The organism is Corallococcus silvisoli, from assembly GCF_009909145.1.
Lineage (GTDB): Bacteria > Myxococcota > Myxococcia > Myxococcales > Myxococcaceae > Corallococcus > Corallococcus silvisoli.
This window is the reverse complement of sequence record NZ_JAAAPJ010000013.1, coordinates 58,817-85,658: the sequence shown is the minus strand read 5'-3', so window position 1 is coordinate 85,658 and position 26,842 is coordinate 58,817. Positions and strand designations below refer to the sequence as shown.

The following is a 26,842-nucleotide window of genomic DNA, read 5'->3' as shown; positions in this document are numbered from 1 at the left end:
CGTCGCGTCGCAGGGAGCCGCGACCGTTCATCCCGTGGCGGCGACCGTCCAGTCTCATGGCCCGGGGCCCGCGCGACGGGAGGCCGATACTCCCGGGCATGCGACGCAAACTCATGCTGCTGGCGCTGGCCGTGGCGGTCTGGCTCCCAACGCTCCACGGGCTGTTCCGTCCCCGGGATGTGGCGGCCCTCGCCGGGGCGCTGGCTTCACGTCAGCGGGCGTTCTCCCTCCAGGAGGCGAGCGCCGAGCGGGACGTGCTCCACCGCACCAACCCGGAGTGGGACCTGATGGTGCGCACCTTCTCCGTGCTCTCGTTCGTGAACCTCGCGCTGTCGGAGCCCGCGCGGAAGGAGGAGCACCTGTCCGTCGTGGACGTGCTCATCGCCCGGACGCTGCGGGACGAGCGCCAGGCGACCGAGGCCTTCTTCCTGCCCTACGTGAAGGCAGCGCCTTTCCGGGACGCCGCGGGGCGCAGCCTCTTCGTGGATGGGGAGCTGGCGTTGATGCTGGCCGCGCGTCAGGCGGTGGAGCCGCGAGCGGACTACGCCCCCTTGCTGCGTGAGCGCGTGGACCTCATCACCGGACAACTGGAGCGGGCCCCGGTGCTCGCCGGGGAGAGCTATCCCGACGAGGGCTGGACGTTCTGCAACACGGTGGCGCTCGCGGCGGTGCGTCTGTCGGACCGGGTGGACGGGCGGGACCATGGCGCGCTGCTGCGCCGGTGGGTGGTGTCCGCGCGGGAGCACCTGACGGACGCGGGGAGCGGGTTGCTCGTGTCGAGCTTCACCTTCGACGGGAAGGTGAAGGATGGGCCGGAGGGCTCCACGCTCTGGCTCGCCGCGCACATGCTCCAGGTGGTGGACGCGGACTTCGCGCGCGAGCAGTACCAGCGTGCGCGCGCCGCGCTCCTGGGACAGGCGCTGGGGTTCGCGTGGGCGGCGGAGTGGCCCGCGTCCGCGGAGGCGGTGCAGGACATCGACTCCGGGCCCACGATTCCGTGGGTGAACGCGAACGCGGGGTCCAGCGGGCTCGCGCTCGTGGGCGCGGCGGCGTTCGAGGATCAGCAGGCGCTGGACGGGCTGCTCACCAGCCTCCACTTCGCGGCCTTCCCGGTGCGCGACGACACCGGGCTGCGCTTCGCCGCGGGCAATCCGCTCGCGGACGCGGTGCTGCTGTACTCGCTCGTCGAAGGGCCCCTCTGGCGCCTCGTGGGGGCGCCGCACCTGGAGTCACGCCGATGATGCGTCATCCGTTCGTCCTCACCGCGCTGGGCATCGCCGCGGTCTTCCTGTCGCTGCACCTGGGCGGAGGGCGCCAGTACGTGGGCGTGCTGTCCGGGACCGTCGTGGGCGGCCCCTGGAGCATGGGCTTCGGGCTGGGCTATGCGCTGGCCTGGTTCGGCGCGGTGCTGGCGGCGCCCGTGCTCCTGCTCGCGGGGCTCGCGGACGCCTGGCTTCAGAGCAACTCGAAGGTGAGCGTCAGCTCGCAGCGGGAGTAGGAGTCCTTCGCGCGGCCCGTCTCCAGGGAGATGCGCAATCCCTCGTCATTGGTGGCCATCACCATCCGGCGCTGGGCATAGCTGTCCCACGTGCTCAGCCGCGAGTCCTGCCAGCTCCACCCCGGGTAGCACGTGGACATCAAGTAGCTGGAGAAGAGGTAGAAGCCATCCTGCGCGGCCTTGCAGTCCGGGTGCGCCTGCACGCAGTACACGTAATCCCCCAGCACCCGCGTGTGGTAGACGGCGCAGCGGAAGTCCTGGACGCTCTTCGTGGCTTCCCAGATGGAGACATCCTCTGTGTTGTCTTTCCGGGCGGTCCCCCGCAACGGGCTGAAGCCCTTGCCCGCGGTGCGGACCACCGCCTTCACCTCCTGGCAGAAGGCCTTCTTGTCCGGGAGGGTGCTCGCGGAGGCCTCATTCGTGGAGTCCCCCACCTTCACGCTGGTGTTGGGCAATGCCTTCCAATGCGACGGGCGGGGCGCATTCCACCCCTGGGCGAGGACCCCGGGCGCGCTCAAAAGACATGCGCCCCCAACGAGCCACGGCCACCCTCTGCTGAGCAATGACATGGGTTTTCCCTGAAATAAAGACAGTCCAGTGAATCTTCAGGGCTCGGGTTCCCAGGACCCGTCCCCCCTCTGGGCGCGGACCTATAGGCAAGGCGCTTCGGGCGGGTCAATCCCTCCCCGGAGATGCTTGCGAAATGGAGGTGACTTTTCCTGCGACAAGGCGGTGTGACTAGAGTGCGCGCCGTCTCATCCAGAGGGGAAATGTCTTTACAAGCCAATGAGGGGGGCGCCTGCGGGCGCTGCGGTGCGGCGTGCCCGCCAGGGGGCTCGTGCGCCGCGTGTGATGCCTGGACGGGGCCGCCGGTGGACGGAGGGACAGGGCCGTGGGGGCGCTGGTGGCCGGGAGTCCTGAGGCTGCTGGCGGGTGTGTTCGGGGTCGCGCGGCTCGGGCAGCTTGCCTCTCCGGCGTGGATGCCACGGCTCCTGGAGGCCTGGGTGTTGGGGCCTGGGTCGTGGGGCGCGCCGCCGCGGGCCGGGGGGCTGGTGCTCTCGCTGGTGCCGTGGGTGTCATGGGGCCTGTTCCTGGCGGTGCTGGTGCACGCGCTCCGGGGGCGCGGCGCCGTTCCGGCCCCGCGGCGTGAGGCGCTGGGGGCAGGGCTCGTCGCGGGCCTGCTGCCGGTGGGGTTGCCCCGGCTCGCGGGGGTCCTGGCCTCGGTGCCGGGCGCCCGGGCGCGCGCGCTGAAGATGGGGGCGGTGGGCGTCGTGCTGCTCCAGGGCGTGGTGGCGCTCCTGCTGGTCGCGGAGTTCCAGACGCTCGCGCCACGGTGGGGCCTGGCCGTGCTCTGCGCGGACGCGGTGCTCCTGTGCGTGCAGGGGGGCTTCCTGCGGGCCGCGCTGTGGACGCTTCACGATGCCGGCGGGGAAGGCGTGGGGGCCGCGGCGGAGGCGGAGCCCATCAGCGCTCCGGCCGTGGAGGTGGCGCGGCAGGAAGCGGGCTACGACTGCCCGGAGTGCCTGGTCGTGACGCCCCTCTTCTGGACGGAGGGCCGGATGGGGGCCCACTGCGACCTGTGCGGCGGTGATCTGCTCTCCGCCAGGGATCAGGCCCAGGTCCTCACCGAGCGCGGGCTGGGCGCGGACTCGCTGCGCAGGACGTTGGAGGAGCCCGGGGGCCGGCCCGCGAAGTGCGCCTCGTGTGGAGGCGCGTGCGCGACCGTGGTGTTCCAGGGCGTCGCGGTGGTGCCGTGCTCGGCCTGCGGGACGCTGTGGATGCGCGAGGGCGTCCTCCATGTGCTGAGCCGGGGGCGGCATGGCCGGCCGAGGACTCCGTCGCGGGTCGGAGCGCCCCGTCCGCCGGCCCTCCCCGTCTCCTGGGGCGCGCCGGGGTGGATCGCGGCGTTGGGGCTCGCCGCGGGAGGGTTGGTGCTGGCGCGGAGTGGTCTGGAGACCTGTCCTCCGGGGGCGGCCGTGCGGCGCGAGCCCATGCCGGGCGGCCACGTCCTGTCCCAGTGCGTGGTGGGCGCGGGGACCCGGGAGGGAACCTCCTGGCTGCGGACCGACCGGGGGCGGCTGCTCCAAGCGGAGGCGTTCACGCAGGGGCGGCGCGACGGCGCCTGGTCGCGCTGGGACCGGGAGGGACGGCTGCACGCGGAGGGCGCATACGCGGCCGGCGTGCCGGAGGGCGAGTGGCGCACCCTCGATGAGACGGGCGCGGTGGTGTTTCGCGCCCACTTCCTCAAGGGGCGCCTGGAAGGCGTGGCGGAGGACGTCTCCCCGGACGGGCGGGTGCTGGAACAGCGGACGTACGCGGCCGGACAGCTTCACGGCCCCTACAAGCACTTCTTCGCGAACGGCACTGCGCATGTGGAGGGCGCCTACGCGCACGGCCTGCGGGATGGGCAGTGGAGCACCCATGACGCCCAGGGCAAGCGGCTGGACCTGTCCTGGTGGATGGCGGGACGCCCTACGTTGATGGGGGAGGGCTCGCGTCCCGTCGGCCAGGGAGATACCAGACTGGAGGACGGAGCGACGTCCGCGGAGGAGCGGGAGGCTCGCTGGGAGTCCGCGGCGGACATGGCGATGGTGAAGCGGGCCCTGGCGGCGAAGGGCGTCTCCGCGACGCCGGTGGAGGAGGCGCTGTACGGAGGCCATCCGCAGGAGTGGTGGGCGCAGCGGCTGCGGCTCGTCTGGCCCCGCCGCGACACGCAGGAGGGCGCCGCGCGCTACGCGCTCACCGTCAAGCGGGCGGGGCTGCACGGCCTGAGGGTGGAGGAGACGGTGGCGGGACCTCGCGTGAGCCTGGAGCGCACGGCGTCACCGCCGGCGCCGGGGGCCGACGCGCAGGCGAGCAAGGAGGCACCGTGAAGGCGTGGGGATGGGGAGGGATGTTGTTGGCCCTGTGGAGCGCGACCGTGGCCTCGGCGGCGCCGTTCGAGGTGCGGCGCTCGCGGGAGTCGCCCGAGCACGCGCGCCTGGTGCTCGCGCCGCGCGCGGGGACGGGGCGCGCCACGCTCCAGGTGCTCTTCTCCGTGGGCCGCTTCGATGAGGGCGGCATGCCGGGGCTGACCCTGGCGTGCCAGCACGTGATGCTGGAGGCCAACCGCCGGGGACGCTACGACGCGCTGGTGCGCGAGCTGTTCGGCGCGAACGCGACGCTGACGTTGTCGACCGGCCTCCGGCAGAGCGGCTTCACGCTGAGCGCTCCCCGCGAGGACTTCGGTCGGCTCGCCGAGCGCGTGTTGACGCTGGTGCTGGCACCCCAGTTGGACGCGGCCCGGCTGGAGGATGCCCTGGAGCGCACCGGGCAGGACCCCTCGCTGACCGTCGCGGATGACTTCCTGGAGTCGGTGCTGGCGCAGGTGCTCTCCCCGGAGCCGCGCTTCAAGGCGCCCGTGCCTTCGAACGCGCAGGCGGTGCAGTCCTTCTCGGACCACGACGTGCAGGCGTACATGGCGGGCCCGCTGAGTCCGCGCAACGCGGTGGTCATCGCCGCGGGGGACTTCGACCCGGAGGCGCTGCGGCGCACCGTGGCCCGCTTCAAGGGGGGGAGCCCGTCGGCGGTGACGCGCTTGCAGCCCCAGCTCCCGGTGACCCTCAAGCTCCCGGCGATGAGCGACATCAACCTGCTGGCCTACCCCATCGAGCTGAACGACGCCCGGCAGGCCGCTTCCGCGCGGGTGGTGGGCGTCCTGCTCGGACAGCGCATGGAGCAGCGCTTCCGCCGCCTGGGCGTGGGCTATGCCCAGGACGCGTCGGTGCTGCTGACGCCCTGGTTGGATCAACTGGTGCTGACGCTGCCCGCGAGGGACCCGTCCGCGCTCGACCTGGGCCCCTTCATGCTGGAGGAGGTGCGGGCGGTGCGCGAGGGGCGGGTGGGCGCGGAGGAGCTCGCGCTCGCCCGGGCGGAGGTGCTTGCCCGGCTGCGGGCGGACGACCGGAGCCCGGCGGAGGTGGCGCAGGCGCTCGCGGCGAGCGTGCACGCGCCGGCCTGGTACTCGCCGGAAGTGGAGGCCGCGCTGGCCGCGCTCACCCCGGAGAGCCTGACCCAGACCGTGGGGGGCTGGTTGGGTGAGGACCGGCGCATCCACCTGCTGTTCACCCCCAGCGTCCTTCCCCTGCGCTCCACGGCGGGCGCACGGATGAGGCGGAGATAGCCATGCGTCGCCCATCCTTCTGGAGGTCCGCGCTGCTGGGGCTCCTGCTGCTGGGGGCTCCTTCGTTGGGACTCGCCGCGCCGTTCCCGCGAGCCGTGGCCTCCTCGGCCGCCGCCCTGCCGCCGGACGTCACGGCCGAGGTGCTGGCGGACGGGACGGAGCTGCTGATGGCCTCACGGCCGGGCGCGGACACCGCGTCGCTGCGCGTGGTGGTCCGCTCCGGGGCCTCGCATGATCCGCCGGGCAAGGAGGGCCTGGCGCATCTGGTCGAGCACCTGGTGTTCCACGGGAGCCAGGACCTGCCCGGTCCAGAGCTGAGAGCGCGCGTGGCGGCCGCGGGGGGCACGCTGAATGCGCACACCGTCTCGCAGGCCACCGTGTACATGCTGGACGCGCCGGCGGGGGCCTTCGCGCCGCTGGCCCGGGACTTCCTGCGCATGGTGACCAGTCCCATGCTCCCGGGCGGCAAGCGGCTGGAGCGCGAGCTGGGCATCATCCGGACGGAGAGCACGTATCACTTCCGCGGCTCCGCGCTGGGCAGTCAGATTGAAGGGGCGCTCTTCTCCAGCGTGTCCGCCGCGTATGCGCTCATCGGCTCGGAGAACTCACGCGGCCGCATCACGCGCGAGGACGTGCTGAAGTTCTACGCGTCGGAGTACCTCACCTCCAACATCTCGCTCGTCTTCACGGGGGCGGTCGGGGTGGAGGACGCGCGCCGGCTGGTCGACGAGGGCTACCGCCTGGCTCCGGCGTTGCCCGAGGAGCGGGTGGCGCCCGCGCTGGAGGCGGCGCTCTTCCCGGTGGAGCAGGAGACGCGGGCGGCCGCCACGTTCGTGACGCTGGGCTACGCGCTCCCTCGCGAAGCCCGGGGGACGTGCCGGGCGGTGGCGGCGTTGCTCCAGTTGCGGTTGATGCTCGCGGTGCACGTGAAGGAGCCCATCGTCTCCGACGTGGTGGTGCGTTGCCTGAGCCTGCGCGGCAACGACCTGCTCCTGGCGTTCGCGTACACGCGGTCCCTCGACGGTTCCCGCCTGCCTTCGCTGATGCAGGAGACGTTCGATGGGCTGGCGAAGCAGCCCCCGGGTGACGCCGAGCAGAAGCTGCTGGCCTCGCGGGGAGGGCGCGGGCTGGCGTCGCTGGCGAGCGCGGGGCCGGAGCTGGCGGATGCATTGGCGGCCGAGGCCTCGGAGCCGCGGCAGGACGGAGGCACCGACCTGGGCTTCCTCCAGCCGCCGCCCCGGCTCACGCCTGGGGTGCTCAAGGACTTTGTCCGCCGGCACTTCCGGGAGGAGCGCTCCGTGCGCATCGTGAGCACGCCGCTCTGAAGCCCGAGGGGCCAGGGCTCCTTTCAGCGCGGGTACAGGGTGCCGCCCTTCATCACCCACCGCACCTGCCGGATGGCGGAGATGTCTTGCGTGGGGTCGCCTTCCACGGCGACGAGGTCCGCGAGCATCCCGGCCTTCACCTGCCCGATGCGGTCCTCCCAGTGAAGCATGCGGGCGTTGCCGGAGGTGGCGGCCTGGAGCGCCTGCGTGGGCGTCACGCCGCTGGCCACCAGCAGCTCCAGTTCGCGTGCGTTCTCTCCGTGCGGGAAGACGCCCGAGTCCCCGCCCACGCACAGGGGCACGCCAGCCGCCAGCGCGGCCTTGAGTCCGGCGCGCTTCTTCTGGAGGGACTCGGGCTCCGGGTCCACGCCGCGCTTCCAGCCCCGGTACTGGAGCATGGCGTCGCCCGCGGCGAGCGTGGGGCACAGGAACACGCCCCGCTGGGCCATCAGCTTCCAGACCTCGGGTGTGCCGGCGTCTCCATGTTCGAGGGTCTCCGCGCCGGCCAGCACGGCCCGCTTCATGCCTTCCGGCGTGCTGGCGTGCACGGCCACCGGGCGTCCGCCGCTGCGCGCGGTCTCCACGATGAGGCGCATCTCCTCCTGGGAGAAGGTGGGGAGCGCCTCGCCGTGCGGGCCCCAGCGGTAGTCACCGTAGACCTTGATCCAGTCCGCGCCGCGCCCCATCTGTCCGCGCACCGCGCGCGTGAGGCCGTCCACGCCGTCGGCCTCCTCGGCGCCCTGGGGCACGGTCCACTCCGAGGCGAAGCCCTTGGGGCCGTAGCTGCCGGTGGCGACCAGGGCGCGGGTGGTGACGACCATGCGGGGGCCGGGGATGATGCCCTGGTCGATGGCCTGCTTGAGGCCCACGTCCGCGTCCCCCGCGCCCTCGGTGCCCAGGTCGCGCGTGGTGGTGAAGCCCGCGAGCAGCGCCGCCTTCGCGTGTTGGGTGGCGCGCGCGACGCGCAGGGCCAGGGACTCCTTGAGCACCTGGTCGTTCCAGGGGGCCTCGTTGTACGGGTGCAGGAAGAGGTGCGAGTGGCCCTCGATGAGGCCGGGAAGCAGCGTCGTACCCGGCAGGTCGATGACCTCCGCGCCCTCTGGCGTCTTCAAGCCCTGGGCGGGCCCCGCCGCGACGATGCGCTCGCCGGTGACGACCACCGCCCAGCCGGTATGCGTCTTGGCCGAGGTCCCGTCGAAGACCCGCGCAGGGCGCAGCACATACGAACGGACGGGCGCCTGGGCCCGCGCGGACATGGAGGCGAGGACGGCGAAAAGGACGGTGGCGAGGAGCGGAGCGCGCATGTCGGAAGGCAGTCTGCGCGGGGCCGCTGCCTGGGGCCATGGGTTTGTGGGACAGGCCCGGGGGCGGGTGTCACGGTTGAATGGCGAGGATGCGCGCCCCAGCGACATCCACGGCATAGGTCGCCCCCATATCGAGGACGATCTCCCGCTCATGCTCGGCGCAGTTGGCGGGGCTGAACGAGAATCGGACGAAGACCCACCCGTTCGGCCCCGGAGCCGCCGCGACGTTGAAGGCCTCGCGTCGGTAGAGGCATTGTTCAAGTGGCGTCGCGTCGCGATGCGGATGGGTCCCCAGGGGGCGGAAGTCATCCATGGCCAGTGCGATGGCCGCGGCCATCGGCCCCGACAGTTCTTGAAGGCCTGCTGCTGGCAGTTCCCGTGGAAACTGGACCTGGCTCGCCTCCTCTGGCGACGCATGGGCGGGGCGTGCGGTGCGTTGGAACAGCGCACAGCCCTGAAGCAGGAGGCAGAGAATCAGGGGCAGTCGATACATAGCTCCGCTCCAGGGGCTAGGAGTCGTCGTTGACGGCGGTGACTCGCCCGGACTTCTTGTCTTCGTTCCGGATGCTGCCAACGAGGAACCACTTCTTGTCGCGCCGGACATAGACCTCGCCTGGGATGGGACTGTCGATGTTCGGCACCAGCTTCATGATGTTGCAGCCCGTGTCGAGCTGGATGCGGATCATGAAGAGTTGGAGGTCCGCTTGCGTGTCCTCGGGGGACATTTCAGACGGCGTCCAGGGGTGGCTGTGGTAGTCGGCGATCGGGGATGGACGGCCGCGCTCATCCACCACATGGCGAGGCGGTTGACATTGTTTTCGTTTCCTCGGGCCGACCAGGACGGTGGGTCCCAGGGGGGAGCCGTAGGTCGCGTAGTAGGTGCCATCTCCAAGCGAGTAGAGCGCTCCGCAGTATTCCTGCCCGTAGTCGCCAGCGTTGGCCCTGGGAAGCAGCATGAGTGCGGGGCACAGTTGGTCGATGACGTCGTCCAGGTTGCGCGAGGGTTGGATCGCGGGCCATGGCCCACGCGCCCAGACCGAGTTGCCTCTGCGCCCAAACAAGCTGTTCTCGCCTTGCCTCGTGTACCAATCGCCTCCAGCGCACGCCAGGAGCAACCCAAAGAGGAGCGTCGCGTTGAATCGCATCATCCACCGTGATCACGTGGGTTGCTCTCCGCGGGGGCAGAGCGTCGCTGTGTCTTGTGGAGAGGTTGCACCCGCACCGCTGTGCAGGTCAATGCGCTGAAGCCCAAGACGCATCACGGTGTCCGCGCACGGAACACCTTGGGAGCATCGTCGCGGTCGTTCGAGTTCCGGTTCACCTCGCCTGCGCAACCCAGGGAGCGGAGCGGCGGACGCCGGGGCGTTCAGCGGTGGTCATGGGAGAGGGACGGCCTTCCCTTGCTGGCGAGGGTGTGGAAGACGGTGGGGCATGAAGCGCCATGCCCCCGCCACCGAGCGCAACCGTGAACCGCTCCTCGCTGTCCTCCGGGAAGTGCTGCCCGCGTCCGGCACGTTGCTGGAGGTGGCGAGCGGCACCGGCCAGCACGCGGCCTTCTTCGCGCGCGCCTTCCCTGGGCTCACCTGGCAGCCGACCGACGCGGAGCCGGAGGCCCTGGAGAGCATCGATGCGTGGTGTGCCGGGGAGGGGCTGGCCAATGTCCTGCCGGCCCGGGTGCTGGACGCCAGCGCGGACACGTGGCCCGTGGCGCACGCGGACGCCATGCTCTGCGTGAACATGATCCACATCGCGCCGTGGACGGCCTGCCAGGGGCTGATGCGCGGCGCGGCGCGGGTGCTGCGCCCGGGCGGACGGCTGGTGCTGTACGGGCCCTATTTCGTGGAGGGCCAGCAGACGGCGCCGAGCAACATCGCCTTCGACGAGTCGCTCCGGGCCCGCGACCCCTCCTGGGGTGTGCGCGAGCTGGGCGCGGTGGCCGCCGAGGGCGCGCGCAATGGCCTCCAGCGGGAGCGCGTGGTGGAGATGCCGAGCAACAACCTCACCGTCGTGTTCACCCGTTAGGACTCCCACCGGGACGGAGTCCTTCATGCCGTCCCGGCGGTGGGCGCGGGGCTACATGCCCGGGCAGTGGCCGTTCTTCATCTGGTGGGCGGTCGCGTTGACCTCGTCGACGAGCTGGCGCTTCTGCATCTGATCCTGGGCGGAGTAGATGATGGTGATGCCTTCCGGCGTGTCCTGCGCCTCTGCCTTGGACGGAACGGTGGGGGCACCGGCCTTGGCCTTGTAGCCAGCGCCGCCCGTGCCGCTTTCATCGCGGCCGGCCTGTTCCTCCACCGCGCTGTCTCCCAGGTCCTCTTCCTTCGCCAGGTCCATGGGCGTCTCCGCGTTCGTGCTCTTGGACTGCGCGTCCAGCATCCGCCGGGTGCGTGACTGGAGGTCCGACACCTGGGAGGGATCCGTCGTGCTGAAGATCAGCGCCACGCCGTCCGACGTCGTCTGCGTGCTGACCTGGGTCCCCGGCACTGACATGGGGCAGCGAGGATTCCCCTGAGACGTCATCGCGGTGGACTGGCCGGATGGGGGGGCCGATTGGCCTGAGTCGGATTTGTACATCCCCTTCTTGGAGCAGCCCGCGGTGAAGCACAGCGCGACGGACGCGGCCAGGGTCAGCGAAAGTCTGGACATGGGCATGCATGCCTCCTCTGTCGTGGATAGGTCGTGCAGCAAGGTGGCGAGGCGCCACCGGGCGCGCAACCCGCGGGGCCAGGGCCGCGCCTGGCGGCCCCACCCGCCGGGGAGAGGCCTCCTTCGAGAAGCCGACACCCGGAGGTCCGCGAACCTTTCGCCGTGGAGCCGTAACGGCGTGCTGCTCACCTGGAAGGCGTGGACGGCTGACGGCTCACCACGCGGCTTCGAGCTGGAGCATCACCCCGTGCTTCTCGTAGTTGCCATTCGTGGAGTCATACGCGTGGCAGAGGTGCTCCGCGCCCTCGCACGCGGCGGGGTCGTCGTCCGTCAGCCGCATGTCGACGTTGGAGCGGTTCACCAGCAGCTCGTAGCGCGCGGTGAGCCGGAGGTGTCGCGACAGCCGGAAGCCCAGCGTCGGGGCCAGCACGAAGCGCGTGTCGTGGCGGCGGCGCGCGTTCCACGTCTCGGTGTCGCCAGCGGTCGTCCGCACGCGCAGCGAGCTGTCCTCCAGGTAGCGGCGCCATTCCACCTCCGCCTCCAGGCTTGCGGTGAGCCAGGGCAGAGGTTGCCACCGGCCGGAGGCGCCTGCGCCGTGGCTCGCGAAGGCGAAGGGAATGACATACGTCTGTGATGCGACGGTCTCATCCGCGCTGGTGACGCTCTGCTCCAGCGTGCCAATGCGGTCCTGCCGGTAGCGGTACCACGCGGTGAGGTTGGCGACGCCCAGGCGCCACTCCTGGGACAGCGTCGCGTCCAGGCGCGGGCCGGAGAGGTAGGCGAACTCCTCGCCGAGTCCGTCCTTGCCGACGAGGCCCAGGTCCAACCGCGTGCTGGTGCGGTCGCTCTCATCCCACGCCAGCCATGCGTTGGCGCCCACCGAGGCCTGGAGGCCGCGGAAGTCCGCCAGGCCCGTGAAGAACAAGTCTCCGCCCGCGAGCAGCCCCACGCGCACGTCGCGCGCGGCCTCCCACTCCACCGCCGCCGTCGCCCGGTGGAGCTGGAGCGAGTAGTCCCGCACGGAGGATTCGGAGTAGGCCCGCTGGCTGCCGCCGTAGGACAGGGCCGCGAGGACGCTGTCCGCCACCCGGAAGCGCGCGGTGATGCCCACGCTGGCCTCCGCGAAGGCGCTCGCGGTCACGACGTCCGCGCTCGCGCCGGACACGTCGCGCGCCGCGACGCCCACCTGGAGCACATTGCTGTCGAAGCCGGGCCCCAGGCTCGCGGAGACCCAGAGGCCCGGGCCGCTGGAGCGCAGGCCGTGAGAGAGCAGGTCGAGGTACTGGTGCGCGGTGCTCCGGTCCAGCGGACTCAACGTCAGCGCGAGCGACGACGCGAGGTCCTCGCGGGCCTCCGTGAGAGCCCCCAGCCGGTATGCCGATGCGCCCGCCATGAGCCGGGCCCTTCCGGCGTCGGGCATCAATGCGGCGGCGCGCAGGAAGTGCGCACGGGCCTCGTCGAAGCGGCCGGCGTCGAACGCCGCGAGCCCCTGCCGGTACTCCTCATCCCCGAGCGCTCCCACGGGGACGAGGAGTGCGCGCAGTTCCTCCAACTGCACGGCCTCCTGCGCGGAGGCCCCGGGCGTGGCGCGCTCCGCCCACCGCGCGGCGCGTTCAGGGGCGCCCGCGTCGAAGGCCGCGAAGCCCGCGTTGATCCACGCGACGCGGGCGAGCGGGGCCTCCGGGTGAACGCTGGCGAAGGCCTGCTCCGCTTCCTCGAAGCGGCCGAGGGCGTAGAGACAGGCCCCCCGGTTGAAGTTCCAGGCATCGGGTTCGGGGGCATCTGGCGCGCGCCCGGCGGCGTCCAAGGCCTCCAGTGCCTCCTCGGGCCGGCCCGTGCGGAAGCGGGACAGCCCGATGAGGTACAGCGCAGCGCCGGAGGGCGATGCTTCCGCGGCCTGGAGTGCCTGTTGTTCCGCCTCCGCGTAGCGGCCCGCGGCGAAGGACTGGCGTGCATCCTCCAACGGCTCTCCAGCCGCGAGCGCCATCAGGAACAGGAGGCCCGCCCACACACACCGCGACGTAGCGCATTCCGGGAGCGGGAGCGAGATCCGCGCGAGGCGCTGCGGCCCCTGGCGCATGGCTCGCGGCGCGCAGTGGAGCCTGCTGGACCCCGTGGCTCGACGCCATCCCTGGTAACCCGGTGCGGGCAGTGCCTAGCTGGGTATCAGTTGCCCCCAGTCATGGGGATTCTCCGGCTTCGGGGGCAGCTCGACTCCGGCGAAGCGCCCGTCTCGCACCTCGACCACCGCCCACAACTCCGCCTTGCAGCTTGGACAGCTCCCCAGCCCGTATGCCCAGACGTCGCGTCCCACGGCTTGCGAATCAGGCCCAATCACAGGGCGTCTCATGTTGTGGGCGCGTCCCCAGACGACGTCACCTGGGACGAAGTCACTCAAGTCCAAGATGCCGATGCGTGCCTGAAAGCACACGGTCTCCAGGCGCTCGCAGCCGCTGCATCTGATTGGCGCATCGAAGTTGTTGTACCGGCCCATTCCAATTCCCGTCGGCCATCCGCGCTGTTCAAGAAGTCTCGCGGACTTCCGGTCCGCACCCTCTGGGTGACTCAGCGACGCGGTTGCTGATTGGGAGGCGGTTGCGGGTTGGGCGGCGGCCGTGCGCCGTCGGTCCTCGGTGACGGCGAGCGCACGTGGCCGTCATCGCCCGGGGGGCGTGGCGCATTGGGCCGGCCCTCCTGTCCGCGGTCGCCCGAGGGGCCTCGTGAATCCGGACCCGGGGGTGGACGGACCGTGTCGCCTCGCGGCGGAGGTGCGGGGCGCTCCGCCTTCATGCGCCCCAGGATGGTGTCCACCTGTTCGCCCGGTGCGATGACGTCCACCGTGTGCGAACTGCGCACGTGCGCAGGCTGCGAGCCCGCCGGGGGCGGAGGCACCGCGGCTTCAGGCGGCCTCGCGGCATCAGCGGGCCGCGTGGCGTCAGAAGGCCGCGTGGCTTCAGATTGCCTCGCGGCACCAGAAGGACGCGTGGCATCGGGCGGCCTCGCGGCTTCAGAAGGCCGCGTGGCTTCAGAAGGCCGCGTGGCATCAGGCGGCCTCACTGCCTCTGTCGGCGCGGGTGCTGGCGCTTGTTGCGCGTGCGCGATGCCACCTCCCAGCCACAGGAAGGCGGCGAGCGCCGGTGTCGAGAGCCAGGTCCTCATCCGCCCGTGACCTCCAGCACCACGTCGTGCTCGATGCGCTGGTCGCCCGCGCGCGCCAGGGCCGTCACCAGATACCGCCCCGGCCGCTGTCCGCGCACCGCGACGGGAATCACGTTGCTGCCCGCGTTCAGCGCCTGTGTCCACTGGAAGGAGCGCAGCGGCAGCTCCTCCCCATCCGCCCAGAAGGACAGCCCCTCCGGCAGGCTCACCTGGAAGTCCGCCTGCTCCACGGCCACGTCCGCCGTGAAGTCCAGCTTGATGACCGCGACCTTGCTCACCGGCACCTGCGTCCCGGGCCGCTCCAACTCGGCCACCGCCGGGACGTCCGGCCCGGTGACGGCCGGGCCTCGCACCGCGCCCAGCACCAGGAAGGTGGCCACGCCCGCCGCGATCCCCACCGCCGGCCAGAGCACGGGGGCCCGGCGCCGCCAGAAGGCCCGCACCGCATCCCACCCTGGCGCCGGTGTGGGCGGACCGGCCTCCACCAACCGCCGGTGGAGCAGGGCCTGGAAGTCGGGCCCGGGCGCGTCGTCGCGCAGCGCCGCCAGACGCTCGCGCAGGGCGCGGTCCTCGCTCTCCTCGGGCTCACTCATTTCCTGCTCCTTGCGACATGCGACGAAATGTCCTGGCCAGATGTTCCCGCCGGCGCTTCATCGTCCGACGATTCAGGGCCCTGGCCCCCCGCCAGCAGGGCCTTCAAATGCGCCCGGCCGCGCGACAGGCGCGACTTCACCGTGCCCACGGGCACGCCTTCGATGTCCGCCACCTCTTCATAGCTGTGGCCTTCCACGTCGAAGAGCACCACCGCCGTGCGGAACTCCGCCGGCAGCGCCCGCAGGGCCCGCCACAGGCGGTCCCGCTCCTGGGCGCGCATCAGGCCTTCATCCGCGGACTCGGCGCCCGACGGTGCCTTCGCGTGCTCCTGCTCCAGCGGCTCTTCCCGGGAGCGCTCACGACCGGCGCGGCTGCGCGTGGCGTCGTAGAACGCGTTGCGCACCACCGTATAGAGCCACGTCTGGAACGCGGACTGGAAGCGGAACGAGCGCAGGCTCTTGTAGACCTTCACCAGCGCCTCCTGCGCCAGGTCATCCACGTCCGCGTCCGACGCGGCGAAGGCCCGCGCGAAGCGGCGCACCCGGGGCAGGTGCGACGCCACGAGCAGCTCGAAGGCACGCACGCTGCCGTCCTGGGCTTCGAGGATGAGTGCGCGCAGCTCGTCGGTCACGGTCGGCGGCACTCTAGCCGTCCCAGGTGCGCGCTCAAAAAGCGCCGGGAAATTCGCCGCCGGGAACACGGCGGAAATTCATTTCGTCTCACGGAGGCAGACGGACAGCGGCCGGGCACCGGATGAAAAGGGAGCACGCACACATGAGGCACTGGAACTGGGGCAGTCAATGGCTGGGGGCAGTCGCGCTGGTGGTGGGCACCATGACGGTCGGCTGCGGCAGCTCGCAGACCGCGAGCACGGACGCCACGTCGGATGTGTCCCAGGCCGTGGAAGCCACCTCGGATTCGAGCGACGCGGTGGAAGTGTCCAGCCTCCTGCACGGCCTGGACAAGATGCGCCCCCAGGCCGTGGAAGGCTTTCACTGTGACGCGAGCCCCGACATCACCACCGTGGAGGTGTGTGGCAAGAGCCTGCCTGCCACCGTGCACCTGGAGTGGACCGACTGCGCGGCCCCCACGCGCCCTGGCGGCGGACGGGGCGGCCCCGGTGGTCCTGGAGGCCCCGGTGGCGGCGGCCAGCCTCCCCCGGGCGGCGGCGCGCCTCCGCAGGACGGAGCGGGTTCGCAGGTGCGGGGCCAGTCCTTCGACGGCGGAGCCGCCGGGGGGCCGGGTGGAAAGGGCCCGGGCGGTCCCTCCAGCGGCACCGTGGACATCGTGAATGCATACGAAGCGTCCGAGGACTGCACGGGCGCGGTGACGCAGAACCAGACCGTCATCTTCGAGGTCTCCAGCACCAACTCCGACGGCGAAGTCTCCACCGTGAAGGGCACCACGTCGTCCACCTCCGAGCTGGTGGACGGGGCCCCGCCCCGCAACAAGAGCACGCAGGCGGACGTGACGCGCACGCGCACGGATGCCTCCGGCGCGGTGGTGAAGTCAGTGCGGTTGGAGGGCTCGCTGTCCGTCGCGTTCTCCACGGACACGCCGCCAGTGCGCACCATCGACGGCTCCTATACGGAGACGGCGCTCGACGGTTCGCAGGGCACCGTCACGCTGGCGGGCATCGTCCGGCCTCCGCGCGACGTGTGCCCCTGGCCCACGGGGGGCTCGCTCACGCGCGCCACCGCGGACGGGGAGAGCCACGTGCTCACCTTCGGTCCGGAGTGCGGCGATGGCACGCTCGACGGCGCGGCGGTGAGCCTGCCCAACCGCTGCGAGCGTGGCGGCGGCCGTCACTAGCTTCAGCTTCACGAGGCGTCGCGGTCCGGGGGCATGACCCCTCCCCCGAGAACCCCTCCCCCGGGCCGCGAGCCTCAGCTCCGCTTCGTCATGTCGAACAGCGCACGGGCCTGCGGCCCCAGGAACCCGTCGAATCCTCCCGAGCGCTGGGCGATCTCGAAGTACGCATACGGCCACGTGCGCGTGCCACCCCCCCGGAGCACCAGGGGAAGGGGGGCCGCGTGCGTGGCCGTCTGTCGAAGGGACGTGCCGGGCGCGCCTTCAATGTCTGTCTTCATGGGCACGCCCGCTTCACGCATCCGCCGCTGCCACGCCTCCACGTCGTCCACCGCGCCGGTGAAGTGATTCACCTTGCGGCCGAACGCCAGCAGCCACGCGCCGTACTGCGTCTCACGCTCCAGCTCCAGCAGCGTGGACTCGTCCGGAGGCATGGGCGCCGCGAACCAGGCCGCGAGCGCCTCCACGTCATCTGGCGGCGGCGGATCCGCCGGAAGCGCGGCGAGCAGCTCGCGGGCGCGCGGCGACAGCTCCTCCGACTTCAATTCGGAGAGGAAGACGCGCGGCAGCCCGTCCGGGTGGGCCAGGTAGATGGCGGACAGGTGCGCGTCCGGGAACGTGTAGGAACCGGCCGGACGCCATCCGAACCGCTCGAACACGCGCGAGAACAGCGCGATGCCTCCCCCGGGCCGCGCCAGCGTGCGGAACGCGACGTGGTCATTGCGGAAGTGTCCCCCCGACAAGGTCACGAAGGTGCGCGCGAAGGGGACTTCGGAGGCGTAGCGCTCCCACAGCAGGTCCAGGAGCCGCGAGGCGTCGGAAGCGGAGGTCGTCATGCGCGCCAGTGTACGTCGCTCGCCCCCGGCCGGCAGGGACATCCACCTCGGCCCGGCCGGGAGCGGCTTTCGGCTACGGCACCGACACCGCCTGGAGCGCGGCGCGGCTGGGGGCCTCGTCGCCGGTGACGCTCACCACGAGGCGCTGGAGGCACCCCGCGAACTCCTGCTGCAGCGCCTCCGCCGTCACCGCCTGGAGGTGCGCGGGGCGCTGGGCCACCGCTTCCACCGGGAAGCCCCGAACGCGCGCCTGCAGCAGCGCCCCCACCCACGCATCCGTGCCAATGAACGACACGGCCTGCTGCGCGAGGATGCGCCCCCGGGCCTGCTCCAGGTTCTCCGCGGGGACCTGCTTCGCGAGCGCCGCCAGCGTCGCGCGCAGCGCCCCCACGCCCTCCTGGAGCCGCTGCGCGTCCAGGTTGCCATCCATCTCCAGATGCGCCGCTCCACCCCGGCCAATCCAGGGCGTGGCCCCGAAGCCGTAGGAGGCCCCCGTCCCGGAGCGCGTCTGCTGGTAGGCCTTCACCTCCAGCAGCTCCGCCATCAGCGCGTAGCGCGCCTCCAGCTCCGGCGTGGCCGTGGGCAGCCGGCAGGCCATCCGCACCTGGCCCTGGGTGGCCCCCGGGCGCGCGGTGAAGAGCGTGCTCACGCGCGGCGACGCGGGGGGCAGGGCCGGCGCGGGAGGCACCGCCACGGGCTGCGGCTTGCCCCGGCTCCAGCCGCCCAGGTACTTGCGCGCCAGGGCCTCGACCTCCTTCACGTCGAACTCACCCGCCACCACCACCACCGTGTTGCCGGGGCGGTAGACGTCCTCCAGCCACGCCTGCGCCTCGGACCACGACACCTGCGCCAGCTGGGCGCTCGTGGCATCGCTGGCGTAGGGGTGGGTGCCATAGAGCGCGTGCATCAGCTCGCGCTGCGCCACCACCTCCGGGCGCGTGTCCACCGCCGCGTACCAGGGCAGGACCTGCTCGCGCAGGAAGCGCACCTGGGCCTCCGACGTGCGGGTGGTGGCCAGGTCCTCGGAGAGCATCGCCAGCATGTTGCCCACGTTGCCCGCCGTGCCCGCCAGGTCCACGCGCACGTGGTCCAGCGAGGTGCTGGAGCGCCTGTGCAGACCCCAGTCGCTCGGGTTGCCCTCGAAGAACGACTCACGGAAGGCCCCCTTCCTCGCCAGCTCTCCCACGCCCGGCTTCGCCCCATGCGCCGTCCCACCGGCCATCGCCGCGGCCATCCGCACCACCGGGAGTCCCGGGCGGGGCGCGAGCAGCACCTCCAAGCCGTTGTCCAGCTTCAGCACCTGCAGCGGGCCGGTGGTGGCCGTGAGCATCGACGGGGTGATGCGCTGACCGCCCTCCACCCCAGGCCCCCCCAGGGCGACCGTCGCCACGTTGACGCTCATCCCCGGGATGCCGCTCTCCCCGGGCCGCACGAGGATGGCGTGCGCCCGGTTGCGCTGGAGCCACTGGTAGGCGAAGTCCGTCACCTTGCTGCCGCCCAGGCCCACCAGCGCCATCTGCGAGCGCGTGTACGAGCGCACGTCCGTGGTGAAGTGGGTGAGCAGCGCGCGGCTCTTCGTGCGCGCCAGGAGCCGCTCGGACTCCAGCACCATGCCCGTCACCACCTGCCTGCGCAGGGCCTGGAAGCTGAACTCCTGGCCCAGCACGCCGCCGGCTTCGATGTCCTGGCTCCAGGCCTTGTGCACCTGGTCCAACACCTTCTCCGCCGTGCGCTCCGGGTGGTCCCCGCGCGACAGCTGCACCCGCACGATGAGCAGCGACGCGCGCGTGCCGGGCACCAGACCCGTGGAGATGCCCGCGATGTCACCGTCGTTGCGCATCGACGCCCAGAGGTTGTCATCCAGGCTCGCCTCCACGAAGTCGTGCACGGCGCTCGCTTCGTCGAAGGCGCGCGGCAGCACCCACGACAGGTACAGCTCCGGCGACGGCACCGCCGCGGTGAACACCGGCAGCGTCTTCGTCGCCGGGGCGGCGGGGGGCTCCGAGGGCTGCGCGGCCATGCGCCGGTCCGGGGCGAGCGGGGCGCCGGTGCCCGCCCACGCGGGCGGCAGGTTCTGCTGGAGCACGTTCGCCACCGCCTCCAGGTCCACGTCCCCGGAGATGACCAGGGTGACGTTCTCCGGGCGGTAGTGCGCGCGCGCGAAGCGCTGCGCATCCCCCAGCGTGAGCGCGGTCAGCGACTCGTGCGAGCCCACCACGGGCCGGGAGTACGGGTCCCCGGCGGGGAAGGACGCCGCGTGCACCCAGCTGAACACCTGTCCCACGTAGCCCGTCTCGTTGCGCTGGCGCAGCTCGTTGCGCACCACCTCGCGCTCCACCGCGAACACCTCCGGGGAGATGTTGGCGATGGGCGAGGACAGCCGCTCACCCTCCAGCTTCACCAGCGTGGCCAGCGCCTCGCGGGGGGCCAGCGTCTCGTAGGCCGTGAAGTCCAGGCTGGTGGAGGCGTTGAAGTGCCCCGCGCCGGAGGCCTCCAGCCGCGTCATCACCGACGCGCCGTTGGCGGGACGCGCGCGGAAGGCCAGGTGCTCCACCAGGTGCGCCAGCCCCTCCTTGCCGCTGGGGTCGCTGGAGCCGCCCGCGCCCACCACCGCGACGACCGCCACCACCGGGGAGCGCGCGTCGCGCTCCACCACCACCCGCAGTCCGGAGGGCATCCGGAAGTCGCGCAGGGGGAAGGACACGTCGCGCATGACGACCTGCCCGCGCGCCGGCAGGGTGGTGCACCCACCCAGGGTGAGGGACAGCGCGGTCACGGCACCGAGGGCCAGACGTGGCCAGCGGATGGAACCCAACAGGAAAGACATACGACTCCAGGTACGAACCCGGAGGCAGCCCACGCGGGGCCCGTGCCCCACGCCTCCCCCCGGGCGGGAAATGAATGAATGGATGAAGAAGGCCGCGACGGAGGGGAGACAACGTCTGACGGGGCAGGCGGGACCCGCAACGACAGACAGCGCCCGGGTACATAGCACCGCGGCTCGTCCGTCGTCACCTCTCCCCCAGGGCTCGGAGGAGGGCGGCCCTCGCGAGGTCCGCGCCTCCGGCTAGGATGGGGAGCATGTCCCGCCCGACGCCGCGCACCCTGCTGCTGCTGGCCTTCGCTCTCTGTGTCTCCTCCTGCGACTACATCCCCACGGCCTGGGGGGAATGCACGGGCACCCACCTGGGACGGCGCGTGAAATGGCCCATCGAGGAGCGCTCTTCGGTGGTGCACCTTGGGTTCGATCAGGGCGGGCCGCCGGACACGTTCATCGCGCTGCACTACACGCCGGAGGACACGCCGGCCCTGGAGGGCTTTGGCGTGGACATCCATCTGGTGGAGGGGGCTCGGGTACGGGAGGACCGGACCGTGAAGCTCTCCTCCCGGCAGGGGCAGCTCGTGCCCGAGGAGTCGTCGCTGGTGCTGCGGTGGGTGGGGAACATCGGCGGGGCGGCCGGCTATCTCTCCTCGCCCGGGGTGCCGGTGGAGGGCTCGGTGCTCCTGGAAGAGGTGACGGAGTCGTCCGCGGAGGGCCGCTTCCACTACCGTTACGCGGACGGCGGCGAGCTGACGTGCACCTTCGAGGTGTGGCCGGTGTCGACCTCGGAGTGACACGGGAGTGACACGGCGAGACAGGGATGCGAGGGCTGCTAGCATCTGGCCATGGGCGTCCACGACTATCGATGCAGTGTCTGCGGTCCTCCCGGCTCGTACGCGTGTGGTGAGAAGGACGGCGAGGAGTGCGAGCAGGAAGGCATTGGCGAAGACCAGGCCATCCTGGACCTGTTCTTCTTCGCCAGCGGCGAGGCTCCGGAGGACGCGGATGCCTTCGAGGACGCTCGGGGGCGCGCCCGGCGCACGGAGACGCGGCCCTTTGGCTATGATTGGGGAGAGTGGGAGTTCGTCCCCAGCCTCAACTACCGGCAACTGCTGATGGACGATGACGACGCCACCGGCATCTGGCGCATCGAGTCCTTCGACGAGGACATGGGCGACGGCAGCGCCGTCTCCCTGGAGATTCCGCCGGACGAGCGCGTCTGGGTGGTCAACTACTGCCCCACCTGCCACCCACTGTTCGTCGAAGGCAAGGCTCCCGACGACGAGCCCTGTCTGGAGTACCTGCGGGCCATCGCCGAGAACCTGGAGATGGACTTCGAGGGCGTGAAGGGGAGCGCGGACAAGGCGCCCTTCATCGACGCGGTCCGCGAGCGGGTCGCGCGGAGGCGGCCCGCCCGGCGCTGAGCGCTCAGCCGTTGGACGCCAGCGCCTCCTGGGCGCGGGCCTCGTCCGGCAGGTTCGCGACCCACTCCGTCACCTCTCCCAGGTGCAGCGTCTCCGCCCGGAGGACTTCGCGGAAGGCGTCCACCATGTCGGCGGGTCCCAGCTCCTGCGTCAGCTCCACGAGCAGTGCCCAGCCTGTGTGGTTGATGATCTCCGACACCAGGACGGCGCGCAGCGCGTCCTGCAGCGTGGCGCCCGGTTGCTCCGCGACCTGGAGCAGCCCTTGGAGCCGCGGGCCCGTGTCATCCTCGGAGGTCGTCAGCGCGGGGGCGCTCCCACCGAGCCGGTGGATGCACTCGCGGACGAGGTTCAGGTGCTCCATCTCCTGGAGGTGAAGCTCCACGAGCCGCGCCGGGGTGGGGCCTCCGGGGTAGCCGCCCTCGGCACGGGTCTTCTCGAGGAGGCACGCGTGGAGCCGCGCGCGGGTCTGCTCGAAGGCGAGCCGCTCCCGCAGCTGGACGAGGAAGAGCTGGGGCGAGGGGCCCTTCAGTGTCTGGAGCGCGCTGCTCACCGTTTCCTGGATGCCGCGGCGGGAGGGAGGTCTGTCCGGGCCGCCGGCGATGCGGACCAGGTGTGTCCGCAGGAACCCCACGACGCTGCCGGGAGCGGGCAGGGCGGGGTGGCGGGGCGGGTCCTCTCGGGCCAGTCGCTCCAACTCCTCGGCGGTGAGCAGCTCCGCGGTGTGTCGCAGTCCCCAGTTCACGTCTTCAGCAGAAGACATCGTGGCCTCCCCGTGGGGCATGCCTTCCAGCGCGATGGCGGATTCCAGGGCGCGGAAGGAGGCGACAAGCTGGAGATGGCGCGAGGCGCGCGCCATGGCCCCGGGGGGCCGTGGACCTAGCGCAGGAGCATGGGCGCGGTGCCCAACGCTTCTCCCCGCAGCCGCGCGATGTCGCGCGAGGGTGGGGCTCCGAACATCCGGCGGTACTCGCGGCTGAACTGGGAGGGGCTCTCATAGCCGACGGAGTGGCCGGCCATCGCCGCGTCCATGGCCTGCGCCAGCATCAGCCGGCGGGCCTCCTGGAGCCTCAGCTGCTTCTGGTACTGCAGCGGGCTCATCGCCGTGACGGACTTGAAGTGATGGTGGAGCGCGGACGGGCTCATGTGGACGGCGCGCGCCAGCCGCTCGATGCGCAGGGGCGCGGCGTAGTGCTCCTTGAGCCAGTGGATGGCCCGGGTGACGGAGTCCCGGCGGCTGTCGGCGACGGCGATGCGCCTCAGCCGTTCGGAGTTCTCCCCGGACAGCAGGCGGTAGAGGATCTCGCGGATGACGAGCGGCGCCAGCACGGGGATGTCGCGCGGCGTGTCCAGCAGCCGCAGGAGCCGCACCGTCGCGTCCAGCAGGGGCGCGCCCACCGGACCCAGGGCCAGCCCGCGGACCCCGTCCTCGGCGCCGGGCGCGTCCAGCTCCGCCTCCATCATCAGGCTGCCCAACTGCCCGGGCTCCAGGTCCAGCCGGAAGCAGAGGTAGGGCGCGGAGGGGGTGGCCTCCACCACCTGTCCCGTGACGGGCAGGTCCACGGACGCGACCAGGCACTGGTCCGGTCCATAGACATACAGCTCTTCACCCAGGAGCACCTGCTTGCGGCCCTGCGCCACGATGCACAGCGCGGGTTCGTGCAACGTGTGCAGCGGCAGGGTCGGCGTCGACGCGCGGATGAGCACGACGCGGGGAATGGCGGTGGTGTGGAGCCCGTCCGTGGGGACGTGGCGCTCCATCAGCGCCACCAGCGACGACAGGTGAGGCCCCGGGCCGGAGTCTGGGTGGGCGGTCGGCATGCGCTCCCTGTCTTAATCCCAGCGGGCCTGGGGTGCTCGTGGAGGAATGGGCAAGGGTCCGCGAGCATCCGGATACCGCCTCCGTGGCGCGGCTTGAGAGGGTGGGTCCATGCCCGGCGCGGTCTTCGCACCAGGCCCTTCCAGAGAGAGGACCGACCCATGACGACGAATATCCAGGGCAAGGTGGTGGCCATCACCGGAGCGAGCAGCGGCATTGGCGAGGCGACGGCCCGCCTGCTCGCCCAGCAGGGCGCGAAGGTGGTGCTGGGCGCGCGCCGGACCGACCGGCTGGAGGCGCTGGCCGGGGAGCTGAAGGCGAAGGGCGCGGAGGCGTGCTTCCGCGCGCTGGACGTGACGAAGCGCGAGGACATGGAGGCCTTCGTGGACTTCACGCTGAAGCAGTACGGGCGGCTGGACGTGCTCATCAACAACGCGGGCGTGATGCCGCTGTCACGGCTGGACCAGCTGAAGGTGGACGAGTGGAACCGGATGATCGACGTGAACATCCGGGGCGTGCTGCATGGCATCGCGGCGGGGCTGCCGGTGATGAAGCGCCAGAATTCGGGGCAGTTCATCAACCTGTCGTCCATTGGCGGGCACGCGGTGAGCCCGACGGCGGCCGTCTACTGCGCCACGAAGTTCGCGGTGCTGGCCCTCTCCGAAGGACTGCGCCAGGAGGTGGGCGCGGACATCCGGGTCACGGTGATTTCACCGGGGGTCACCGTGTCGGAGCTGGCGGAGAGCATCAGCGACTCGGAGGCGCGCGAGGTGATGCGTGACTTCAGGAAGGGGGCGATTCCGGCGGAGGCCATCGCGCGGTCCATCGCGTACGCCATCAGCCAACCCGCGGACGTGGATGTGAGTGAAATCATCATCCGCCCCACCTCCAGTCCGTACTGAGCGCCACGCCTTTCAACAGCGCGCCCGACACGGAATGACCGTGGCCTACGCCTCCAGTCGCTTGCGCAGCGCTCCCAGCCGGCTGCGGCCCACCGGCAGCCGGGTGCCGTCCCTCAGCTCCACCCCGGTGCGCGAGCCCTCCGAGGCGACGAGCTCGCGGATATCCGTCACGCGGACGAGATACGAGCGATGGATGCGGAGGAAGTCGGTGGGCAGCAACTGCTCGAGCCGCTCCAGGCTCTTCTCGCTCAGCTCGGTGCCACCTCCGCGCAGGACCAGCTCGGCGTAGTCGCCAGCGCCCTGGATGTACGCGACGGAGTCCAGGGGCACGAGGACCACGCCTCCGCCCTTCCTCACCGCGAGGGAGCGCAAGGCAATGGCCGAGCGGCTTCCCACGCGGGTGAGCGCGAGGGCGAGCCGCTCCGGCGTGTAGGGCTTGGGGACGAAGTCCAGCACCCCCAGCTCGAAGGCGCGCAGCGCCTGGTCGGTGTTCGCGGAGACCACCACCGTCTGGAATGCGCCCGCGGCCGCCTCAGCGAGCAGCGCGAAGCCGTCCTCGCCCGAGAGGTTCAGGTCCAGCAGCAGCACGTCCACGGTGTGCTCCGCCAGCAGCTCGCGAGCCTCGTCCAGACTCGCGCAGACGCGCGGGCGCGGGGTGTCCGGTCCCAGTTGTTGCTCGCACAGCCGGGCGAGACGGCGCGCCGCCAGCGGCTCGTCTTCCACGATGAGCAGCCTCACGCCGGCACCTCCACCCGCGTCATCCACCCCGCGGCCGTCGGTCCATCCTCGAGCCGCCACGCACCGGGGAAGGCCTCCTCCAGGCGCGCACGCAGGTAGCGCGCGCCGGTGCCTTCACCGCCACCCTGGCGCGGGCCCGTGCCCACCGGCGCGAGGAAGACATAGCGCCGACGTGGCCGCGCGCCCTCGGCGATCAGGCTGCCTTCGAGCCGGAAGGTGTGGGGCGAGACGTAGCGGTTGTGGCTGAAGGCGTTCTCCAGCAGCGTGTGCAGCAGGGCAGGGGGGACGGGGGCCTCCAGGTCCACGCCCTCGGTCTCCAGGTGGAAGGCCGTGCCCTGTCGGCAGCCCATGACCTCCAGGTGGGCGCGGCACAGCTCCAACTCGCGAGCGAGCGGAATGGTGCGCTCACCGGAGACGGCGAGCAGGTGCCGGTACGCCGCGCCCAGGGCCTCGATGAAGCGCACGGCCTGCGCGGGCTCCGTCTCCACCCACTCACTCAGCGCGCCCAGTGTGTTCATCAGGAAGTGCGGCTGCAGGCTGCGCTTGAGCAGCTCCAGTTGCAGGCGCTCCGCGGCGCGCGTCGCACTCTCAAACCGCTCCTGCTGACGGCGCTGCCGCCGGGCGTGGATCGCCGTGAGACAGAGCAAGAGCCCTCCGAGGGCGAGGAAGAAGCCGCGCTCGGCGAAGAGCGTCCCGGCGAAGCCGAGCCCCGCCAGTGCGCCCAGGGCCCCCCCCGGTTCCCCTCGACGCCACGCGCGCACGGCGAGCGCCGTGGAGACGACGAGCGACGCCCCGAGCGCGATGCTGTTCTTGCCATCGAAGCCCGGAACGAAGGCGAGCGAGAGCAGCCCCAGTCCGAGTCCCACCCACCGCAGCCAGCGGCGTGGCTCGCCGAAGGCCGCGTGCACGGTCGCTGGCAGCAGCGCCGCCACCGCCAGCATGGCCGCCGCCTGCAGTCGCAGCCGCACCGCGTGTTGTGGATAGGGATAGTTGGCGAGCCCGCGCCACGCCTCCAGCAGGACGAGCGCCGCGGCGGCGAGGCACAGCACGCCGAGCAGGAGCGTGGCGAGCCCGCCGTGAGCGGGCCGCACGCGCGCGAGGTGGTAGAGCCCCATCAGCACCAGTGCGCCCAGCGCGGAAAGGGCTGGCGCCAGGCCGAGCATCCGCACCCGAGCGAGGGACGCGGCCTCGCCCGCCTGCAGGTGGTGGAGGGTGCCCGTGGGCTGGAAGCCGAGCCGGTGCGCGGAGATGCGCATCGTCAACACGTGAGGGCCGGTCGCGCTGGACTCGGGCGGGAGCGGGAGCAGGGCATCGACGCGTCCTGGTACCTCCTCCGAGGGCGTCCGCCCCACCCGTCCGTTGCGGCCCAGGGGCCTGCCGTCCCACCAGACCTCCCATGACCCGAGCACCGACAAGGCGAGGGCAGGCGTCGGGGCTCCGGCTTCACGCGGAGGCACGTCCACCTGGGTGCGCAGCCAATAAGGGCCCGTCCCTTCGTTCACCTGGTTGGCCGCCACCGTGCGCCAGCCCCGTGCGTCTCCGGAGAGCGCGACCTCCGGGGGGAGATCCTCCGTGTTCACCTGCACCTGTCCCTGCCGCGCCGAGGGCAGCGCGGCCGAGGCGGCGAGCGAGAGCGCGAAGCATCCCGCGAAGAGGGCGGAGGACATCATGGGCCTCAGCATACGCAGCCCGGCGCCGCCCCACGCGCACTCCGGCGACGCCGCGAGACGTTGGGCGACCGGAACCCCACGCGCCGTGCTGGCCACCGCATCCTCCTCGTTGAATCCCTTCTCGAAGGAACTCCATGC

24 protein-coding genes are annotated in these 26,842 nt (G+C 71.7%); 10 read left to right on the top strand and 14 right to left on the bottom strand.

The features are described from left to right. Positions 1 to 98 precede the first annotated feature (98 nt). Positions 99 to 1,241, top strand: coding sequence for a linalool dehydratase/isomerase domain-containing protein (locus GTY96_RS25125; RefSeq protein WP_143905344.1), 1,143 nt, complete (start codon positions 99 to 101; stop codon positions 1,239 to 1,241). Then, on the top strand, positions 1,238 to 1,498 hold the full coding sequence (locus GTY96_RS25120; RefSeq protein WP_143905342.1) for a hypothetical protein: 261 nt from the start codon (positions 1,238 to 1,240) through the stop codon (positions 1,496 to 1,498). Before GTY96_RS25125 ends, GTY96_RS25120 begins: the two co-directional genes overlap by 4 nt. On the opposite strand, the gene GTY96_RS25115 is transcribed toward GTY96_RS25120, so the two are convergent. After that, positions 1,456 to 1,953: a hypothetical protein gene (locus tag GTY96_RS25115; RefSeq protein ID WP_161666025.1), complete on the bottom strand. Its 498-nt coding sequence runs from the start codon at positions 1,951 to 1,953 to the stop codon at positions 1,456 to 1,458. The two genes, GTY96_RS25120 and GTY96_RS25115, sit on opposite strands and share 43 nt — an antisense overlap. 525 nt (positions 1,954 to 2,478) lie before the next feature. Between GTY96_RS25115 and GTY96_RS25110 the strand changes: the two genes are divergently transcribed. Genes GTY96_RS25110 through GTY96_RS25100 form a run of 3 tightly spaced genes read left to right on the top strand, consistent with a single transcriptional unit; the run spans position 2,479 to position 6,985 of the window. Next, complete coding sequence (locus GTY96_RS25110; protein WP_161666024.1) at positions 2,479 to 4,371, top strand: toxin-antitoxin system YwqK family antitoxin; 1,893 nt, start codon at positions 2,479 to 2,481, stop codon at positions 4,369 to 4,371. 20 nt (positions 4,372 to 4,391) lie between these two features. Next, positions 4,392 to 5,660 carry a M16 family metallopeptidase gene (locus tag GTY96_RS25105; protein ID WP_161666023.1) on the top strand — a complete coding sequence of 423 codons (1,269 nt, stop codon included), beginning with the start codon at positions 4,392 to 4,394 and terminating at the stop codon, positions 5,658 to 5,660. Positions 5,661 to 5,662: 2 nt separating this feature from the next. After that, on the top strand, positions 5,663 to 6,985 hold the full coding sequence (locus GTY96_RS25100; RefSeq protein WP_161666022.1) for a M16 family metallopeptidase: 1,323 nt from the start codon (positions 5,663 to 5,665) through the stop codon (positions 6,983 to 6,985). Positions 6,986 to 7,008: 23 nt separating this feature from the next. Here the strand turns inward: GTY96_RS25100 and GTY96_RS25095 are convergent, their stop codons facing one another. The 3 genes from GTY96_RS25095 to GTY96_RS37830 all read right to left on the bottom strand — a co-directional run bounded on the left by GTY96_RS25095 (position 7,009) and on the right by GTY96_RS37830 (position 9,014). Continuing rightward, a complete protein-coding gene (locus GTY96_RS25095; RefSeq protein ID WP_161666021.1) occupies positions 7,009 to 8,289 on the bottom strand; it encodes a metal-dependent hydrolase family protein in 1,281 nt (426 codons plus the stop codon). A 70-nt stretch (positions 8,290 to 8,359) separates the two neighbouring features. Then, positions 8,360 to 8,782 carry a hypothetical protein gene (locus GTY96_RS25090; protein WP_143905329.1) on the bottom strand — a complete coding sequence of 141 codons (423 nt, stop codon included), beginning with the start codon at positions 8,780 to 8,782 and terminating at the stop codon, positions 8,360 to 8,362. 16 nt (positions 8,783 to 8,798) lie between these two features. Further along, positions 8,799 to 9,014 (bottom strand): hypothetical protein, encoded by a 216-nt coding sequence (locus GTY96_RS37830; RefSeq protein ID WP_235685845.1) that lies wholly within the window; start codon positions 9,012 to 9,014, stop codon positions 8,799 to 8,801. Between the two features lie 706 nt (positions 9,015 to 9,720). Here GTY96_RS37830 and GTY96_RS25080 point away from each other — a divergent pair. Next, positions 9,721 to 10,311 (top strand): DUF938 domain-containing protein, encoded by a 591-nt coding sequence (locus tag GTY96_RS25080; protein ID WP_161666020.1) that lies wholly within the window; start codon positions 9,721 to 9,723, stop codon positions 10,309 to 10,311. Between the two features lie 51 nt (positions 10,312 to 10,362). On the opposite strand, the gene GTY96_RS25075 is transcribed toward GTY96_RS25080, so the two are convergent. The 4 genes from GTY96_RS25075 to GTY96_RS25060 form a co-directional block, all read right to left on the bottom strand. After that, positions 10,363 to 10,779 (bottom strand): hypothetical protein, encoded by a 417-nt coding sequence (locus GTY96_RS25075; RefSeq protein ID WP_161666019.1) that lies wholly within the window; start codon positions 10,777 to 10,779, stop codon positions 10,363 to 10,365. Between the two features lie 370 nt (positions 10,780 to 11,149). Continuing rightward, the gene (locus GTY96_RS25070; protein ID WP_161666018.1) at positions 11,150 to 12,922 is read right to left on the bottom strand and encodes a tetratricopeptide repeat protein; all 1,773 of its coding nucleotides are present in this window, start codon (positions 12,920 to 12,922) and stop codon (positions 11,150 to 11,152) included. A gap of 1,168 nt (positions 12,923 to 14,090) precedes the next feature. Beyond that, the gene (locus GTY96_RS25065) at positions 14,091 to 14,687 is read right to left on the bottom strand and encodes a hypothetical protein (protein WP_143905319.1); all 597 of its coding nucleotides are present in this window, start codon (positions 14,685 to 14,687) and stop codon (positions 14,091 to 14,093) included. Beyond that, positions 14,684 to 15,319: an RNA polymerase sigma factor gene (locus GTY96_RS25060; RefSeq protein ID WP_161666017.1), complete on the bottom strand. Its 636-nt coding sequence runs from the start codon at positions 15,317 to 15,319 to the stop codon at positions 14,684 to 14,686. Before GTY96_RS25060 ends, GTY96_RS25065 begins: the two co-directional genes overlap by 4 nt. 143 nt (positions 15,320 to 15,462) lie before the next feature. Here GTY96_RS25060 and GTY96_RS38355 point away from each other — a divergent pair, with 143 nt between their 5' ends. After that, on the top strand, positions 15,463 to 16,500 hold the full coding sequence (locus tag GTY96_RS38355; RefSeq protein WP_201756377.1) for a hypothetical protein: 1,038 nt from the start codon (positions 15,463 to 15,465) through the stop codon (positions 16,498 to 16,500). Between the two features lie 74 nt (positions 16,501 to 16,574). On the opposite strand, the gene GTY96_RS25050 is transcribed toward GTY96_RS38355, so the two are convergent. After that, entirely contained in the window at positions 16,575 to 17,333 is a 759-nt protein-coding gene (locus tag GTY96_RS25050) for a DUF1338 domain-containing protein (protein ID WP_143905313.1), read from the bottom strand. A 73-nt stretch (positions 17,334 to 17,406) separates the two neighbouring features. Beyond that, complete coding sequence (locus GTY96_RS25045) at positions 17,407 to 20,160, bottom strand: M16 family metallopeptidase (RefSeq protein ID WP_143905311.1); 2,754 nt, start codon at positions 20,158 to 20,160, stop codon at positions 17,407 to 17,409. A gap of 254 nt (positions 20,161 to 20,414) precedes the next feature. On the opposite strand from GTY96_RS25045, the gene GTY96_RS25040 reads away from it, so the two are divergent. Together GTY96_RS25040 and GTY96_RS25035 are read left to right on the top strand one after the other, a co-directional pair. Then, positions 20,415 to 20,948: a hypothetical protein gene (locus GTY96_RS25040; protein WP_143905309.1), complete on the top strand. Its 534-nt coding sequence runs from the start codon at positions 20,415 to 20,417 to the stop codon at positions 20,946 to 20,948. Positions 20,949 to 20,999: 51 nt separating this feature from the next. Beyond that, entirely contained in the window at positions 21,000 to 21,578 is a 579-nt protein-coding gene (locus GTY96_RS25035; RefSeq protein WP_143905307.1) for a hypothetical protein, read from the top strand. A gap of 4 nt (positions 21,579 to 21,582) precedes the next feature. Here the strand turns inward: GTY96_RS25035 and GTY96_RS25030 are convergent, their stop codons facing one another. Then, on the bottom strand, positions 21,583 to 22,338 hold the full coding sequence (locus tag GTY96_RS25030) for a hypothetical protein (RefSeq protein WP_143905305.1): 756 nt from the start codon (positions 22,336 to 22,338) through the stop codon (positions 21,583 to 21,585). Between the two features lie 116 nt (positions 22,339 to 22,454). Further along, a complete protein-coding gene (locus tag GTY96_RS25025; protein WP_161666016.1) occupies positions 22,455 to 23,396 on the bottom strand; it encodes an AraC family transcriptional regulator in 942 nt (313 codons plus the stop codon). A gap of 159 nt (positions 23,397 to 23,555) precedes the next feature. On the opposite strand from GTY96_RS25025, the gene GTY96_RS25020 reads away from it, so the two are divergent. Continuing rightward, on the top strand, positions 23,556 to 24,296 hold the full coding sequence (locus GTY96_RS25020; protein WP_161666015.1) for an SDR family oxidoreductase: 741 nt from the start codon (positions 23,556 to 23,558) through the stop codon (positions 24,294 to 24,296). A gap of 45 nt (positions 24,297 to 24,341) precedes the next feature. Here the strand turns inward: GTY96_RS25020 and GTY96_RS25015 are convergent, their stop codons facing one another. Next, positions 24,342 to 25,034: a LytR/AlgR family response regulator transcription factor gene (locus GTY96_RS25015; protein WP_143905299.1), complete on the bottom strand. Its 693-nt coding sequence runs from the start codon at positions 25,032 to 25,034 to the stop codon at positions 24,342 to 24,344. Further along, the gene (locus GTY96_RS25010; RefSeq protein WP_143905297.1) at positions 25,031 to 26,704 is read right to left on the bottom strand and encodes a histidine kinase; all 1,674 of its coding nucleotides are present in this window, start codon (positions 26,702 to 26,704) and stop codon (positions 25,031 to 25,033) included. Before GTY96_RS25010 ends, GTY96_RS25015 begins: the two co-directional genes overlap by 4 nt. Positions 26,705 to 26,842: the final 138 nt, after the last annotated feature.